The sequence below is a fragment of the Frankia tisae genome (assembly GCF_025403405.1).
Classification (GTDB): Bacteria; Actinomycetota; Actinomycetes; order Frankiales; family Frankiaceae; genus Frankia; species Frankia tisai.
In genome coordinates this window covers 1-4,744 of record NZ_JANEZT010000447.1, presented here as the reverse complement: position 1 = coordinate 4,744, position 4,744 = coordinate 1, and the positions used below count along the sequence as shown (strand labels likewise).

Genomic DNA, 4,744 nt, shown 5'->3' with positions numbered 1-4,744 from the left:
GGGCGGCGAGGGGGAGGCGGATCTGGAAGCGGGTGTCGCCGGGGGCGGAGGTGACCCGCAGGTCGCCGTGGTGCTTTTTCACCACGATCCGCCAGGAGATGTCCAGGCCGAGGCCGGTGCCCTCGCCAACCGCCTTCGTCGTGAAGAACGGTTCGAAGATCCGGTCCCGGATGGCGGGGTCGATGCCGGGGCCGGTGTCGCCGATCTCGACGACGAGGGTGTCGTGGTCGGCGAAGGTGCGCACCGTCAGCGTGCCGCGGCGGTCCATCGCAGCGACGGCGTTGTCGATCAGGTTCGTCCAGACCTGGTTGAGCTCGGCGGCGTAGGCGGGGACCGGAGGCAGCGACCGGTCGTAGTCCCGGCGGATGTCGACGTCGTCGCCGATCTTGCGGCCGAGCATGATCAGGGTGCTGTCGAGCAGCTCGTGGATGTCGACGGTCTGGTACGGCGCCCGGTCCATCTGTGAGTACTGCTTGGCGGCGGTGACCAGGGTGGAGATCCGGGTGGTGGAGTCCTCGATCTCCCGCATGAGCATTTCGCTCTCGACGGTGTAGGTCAGCCAGCGCACGGCGCCGTCGAGCACGCCCGCCGGCACCGAGGCGGCCACGTGGTCGAGCCAGGCGACGTCCAGGCCAGCCTGCACGAAGATCGGCGCGACGTCCCAGGCGTCACCGATGCCGCGTTCGTCCAGCCAGTCGCCGATGAGGTCCTCGTGGTCCGAGACCTCGATCGGGCTGAGGGACGGCGCCTTCGCCACCCGCTCCACCGCCTCCTCCTGCAGGCGGATGAGCACCTCCAGCTCGGTGCGCTCGTACGGACCGGAGGCGATCATGCCGAGCTTGTGCCGCATGCCGGCGACCCGCTCGCGCAGCGCGGAGGTGGCCCGCACGGCCGCGGCCGCCGGGTTGTTCAGCTCGTGGGTCAGCCCCGCGGACAGCGAGCCCAGCGCGAGCAGCCGCTCCCGCTGGCCGACCACCTGCTGGGTGTTCTGCATGCCGAAGAACAGGCCCTCGAGCATGTGCAGGGCCATCGGGAACCACTCGCGCATGATGGTGGCCACGTCGTCGGCGTCGAGGACGAAGAACCGGCTGGGCTCGGTGACCCGCATCGAGTTCTTGTAGAGCTGGGGCACCCGGTCGCCGAGGTAGGCGTGCCAGGCACCGGCGTACACCCCCCGTTGGGAGGAGCGCACGACCTCGATGTCGTCCGCGCCCACCCGGGTGGACAACACCAGCGCACCCTCGATGAGCACGTAGAAGCAGGTCGCCGGCGTGCCCTCGGAGTAGACCGGGCCAGGTTCGATCAGTTCGGCGTGCCCGCGTTCGCACAGCCAGTGGAGCTGGTCGTCGGTGAGCTTCTCGAACAGGAACAGGGTGCGCAGCTCGTCGACGTCGCAGGGAACCGTCGTCATGGTTACTCTCCCGATGCGGCCGTCATTGCTTCTGCGAGGTACGTCATTGCTTTCGCGAGGTACGTCATTGCTTTTCCAGGTAGCGGTGGACGAGCGCGATGGCCATGGCGCCCTCGCCGACCGCGGAGGCCACCCGCTTCACCGACTCGGCGCGGGCGTCGCCGGCGACGAACACCCCCGGCACCGACGTCTCCAGGTGGTAGGGGTCGCGGTCGGGTGACCAGCCCGGCGGGCGGCGACCATCGACGACGAGGTCCGGCCCAGCGAGGACGAACCCGCGCTCGTCTCGGGTCAGCACGCCGTCGAGCCAGCCCGTGCGCGGCGCGGCGCCGATGAAGATGAACAACCACTGGGTGTCGACCGTCTCGGTCTCGCCACTGGCGTTGTCCCGCAGCGTGAGCTGTTCCAGATGGCCGTCACCCTCGGCTGAGACGACCTCGGTGCAGGTCCGCACGGTGATCGCCGGGACCCCGGCGAGCTGCTGGATCAGGTAGTGGGACATGGACGACTCCAGCGATGACCCGCGTACCACCAGGGTGACCCGCCGGGCGTGCCGGGCGAAGTGCATCGCGGCCTGGCCGGCCGAGTTCGCCCCGCCGACGATGTACACCTCCTGCCCGGCGCAGGCGGGCGCCTCGGTGAGCGCGGAGCCGTAGAACACGCCGCGGCCGGTGAACTCGTCCAGGCCGGGGGCGGTGAGCTGCCGGTAGGACACCCCGGTGGCGAGGACGACGGCGTGCGCGGAGATCTGCCGGCCGTCGTCGAAGTGGATCGTGCGCGCCGGGCCGCAGACCTCGAGCGCGACGGCGTCGCGGGCGGTGAGGACCTCCGCGCCGAACTTGACCGCCTGCCGCCGCGCCCGGTCGGTGAGCTGGGCGCCGGACACGCCGTCCGGGAAGCCCAGGTAGTTCTCGATTCGCGAGCTCTGACCGGCCTGCCCGCCGGTGGCCGTGCGCTCGACGAGGACGGTGCGCAGGCCCTCCGAGGCCGCGTACACCGCCGAGCCCAGTCCCGCCGGGCCGCCGCCGATCACCACGACGTCGTAGAAGTCCGCGGTGGGGGAGGTGCTCAGCCCCACCCGGCCGGCGAGCTCGGCGTCGGAGGGGTCGGTCAGCGTCACCCCGTCGGGAGTGATCACGATGGGCAGTGTGTCGGGGGACGCCTCGGCCGCAGCCAGCAGCCGGGCGCCCTCCGGCTCCTCGGACAGGTACCAGCGGTAGGGCACCTGGTTGCGGGCGAGGAAGTCGCGCACCTCGTAGGAACGCGCCGACCAGCGGTGCCCGACGACCCGGGTCTCGGCGACGGGGGTGTGGTCGGCGGCGAGCCAGGCGTCGAGCAGGCCGTCGACGACCGGGTAGAGCTTCTCCTGCGGCGGGTCCCACGGCTTGAGCAGGTAGTGATCGAGATCGACGATGTTGATGGCGTCGATCGCCGCGGTGGTGTCGGCGTACGCGGTCAGCAGCACCCGGCGCGCCGTCGGGTACAGGTCCATGGCCTGCTCGAGGAACTCGATGCCGTTCATCGTCGGCATCCGGAAGTCCGCGAGCAGCACGGCGACCCGGTCGCCGCGCAGCTTCATCTCCCGCAGCGCGTCGAGCGCCTGCGGACCGGACTCGGCGCGCACGATCCGGTAGCGCTCCCCGTACTCGCGTCGCAGGTCGCGGGCGACCGCGCGGGAGACGCTCGGGTCGTCGTCGACGGTGAGGATCGCCGGCCGAGAGGCCGGCCTCGATCCGGGCGCCGCCGCGGCGCCGGGCGTGGGCGGAGCCGATGCGGACGTCATAAATGCCCCCCGGGAAGAATCGGTGGCTGGCGCGGTGCCGGTGTGTCGTCGGACGCGGATCGGTCGAGCGCGGGTCACGGGCCGGTCAGGCGACGGCCGGCCGCGGGCCGCGGGCCGGCGCCTCGGGACGAAGGCGGATGGGCGCGGGTGGGCCGGTGCAGTCCGTGCGCCGCCGCGTTCCGCCAGTCTATGGTTCCGCCCCCCGCCGCGTTCACACGTGCGGAAAACCGCCCCAGACAGCCCCGTTCCACGACGATCGCGACAGTTCCTCTGACGGACCGACAACACTGCCGAGGGTCCCTACGATTCAACGCCAGTAGTGGCTTTGGCCAGCACCTGTTCGATGAAGGTCGTCTTGCCCTCGGTGTAGGCGTCGCGGTTGGTACGGAACTGCGCCGCCAGAGATCTTTTCAGCGCGGCATAGGCCTGGGCTGTCTGCGGATGGGTGCGCAGCACATCACGAAAGCGCAGGTGCCGTTCGAGTTCGGGGTTGTCCGCGGCACAGACGTAGAGGTGGTGGGACGGCGTGTTCGGCGGAGTGCTGAACGCTTCCCGGCCGGCGATGCCGAGGTCGCCGCGGTGGTGGTATCCGGCCGCCTGCAGCCGGGCGACAACGGCGGGCAGGTCGTCGCGGGTGCGGATGACGGCAGCTGTCCCGATTCGGACTGTCGGGCAGCTGTCCGCAGCCGAACGTTACGTTCTCTGGGCCTCGTTCGTACCGTGGTCGGATGGTCCGGACCGCGAGTGCGCCGAGATGGCCGCTCGTCGTGATGGGCGCCGCCATCATGGCGGCGGTTGCGTCGCTGTTCGTGGCGGTGTTGCCCGGCCGCTCCGGCGCCGCCGTCGGCCGGGTCACCGGCGCGCCGCCACTCCGGCTGGCCGCGGGCTCGTCCAGCCTGCCGACCGCCGGCGCGTGCCCGCCGTCCGCCGGACGCATTCCGCCGGCCGGCGGGGTGCACATTCTTGTTCATGACGGGGTCCGGCGTTCCTACCAGTTGGCGGTGCCCGCGGATTACGACGGGGGATTCTCCTATCCCGTCGTGTTCGACTTCCACGGTTTCAAGGCGGACGCGGCGCTGGAGGAACAGCGGTCGCGCATGGGCGTCGCCGGCGCCGGGCGCGGCTTCGTCGTGGTGACTCCGGACGCGCTCGGCACGCCGCGCCGGTGGAACACGATGAGCGACCCGGGCAAGGCCGACGATGTCGGTTTCGTCGGCGCCCTGCTGACCGACCTCGCCTCCCGGCTCTGCCTCGACGGCCGGCGGGTCTACGCCACCGGGCATTCCAACGGCGCCGAGTTCGCCGCCGCACTGGTCTGCCGGTCCGCCCGGTTCACCGCCGTGGCCATGGTCTCCTCGACCTTCGAGGCCCGCTGCCCCGCTGGGCGCGCCCCCGCGACGATGGCCGTGCACGGCACCGCCGACCCGTCCGTGCCCTATGGCGGCGGCGTGGTGGCGGGCTCCTCGGCCCGGGTGCCCGCGGCGCCGGCGGTGGTCCGTGCCTACGCCGACCGCTACGGCTGCAACCCGGCCCCGCGCACGGCCCAGCCC

At 71.7% G+C, this 4,744-nt stretch carries 4 protein-coding genes; 1 reads left to right on the top strand and 3 read right to left on the bottom strand.

The features are described 5' to 3' along the window. The 3 genes from NBZ85_RS27745 to NBZ85_RS27735 all read right to left on the bottom strand — a co-directional run. Positions 1-1,411 (bottom strand): ATP-binding protein (locus tag NBZ85_RS27745; protein WP_261562945.1); only part of this gene is annotated, 1,411 nt, incomplete at its 3' end. A gap of 64 nt (positions 1,412-1,475) precedes the next feature. Further along, a complete protein-coding gene (locus NBZ85_RS27740) occupies positions 1,476-3,194 on the bottom strand; it encodes an NAD(P)/FAD-dependent oxidoreductase (RefSeq protein WP_261560021.1) in 1,719 nt (572 codons plus the stop codon). 300 nt (positions 3,195-3,494) lie between these two features. Further along, positions 3,495-3,836 carry a GrpB family protein gene (locus tag NBZ85_RS27735; protein ID WP_261560024.1) on the bottom strand — a complete coding sequence of 114 codons (342 nt, stop codon included), beginning with the start codon at positions 3,834-3,836 and terminating at the stop codon, positions 3,495-3,497. Between the two features lie 86 nt (positions 3,837-3,922). Here NBZ85_RS27735 and NBZ85_RS27730 point away from each other — a divergent pair. Next, on the top strand, positions 3,923-4,744 hold an 822-nt coding region (locus NBZ85_RS27730; RefSeq protein ID WP_261560023.1), incomplete at its 3' end, for a CE1 family esterase.

What these genes read in the sequence shown, in the direction of transcription:
- NBZ85_RS27740 (WP_261560021.1), bottom strand. Translation starts at nt 3,194, where the DNA reads ATGACGTCCGCATCGGCTCCGCCCACGCCCGGCGCCGCGGCGGCGCCC.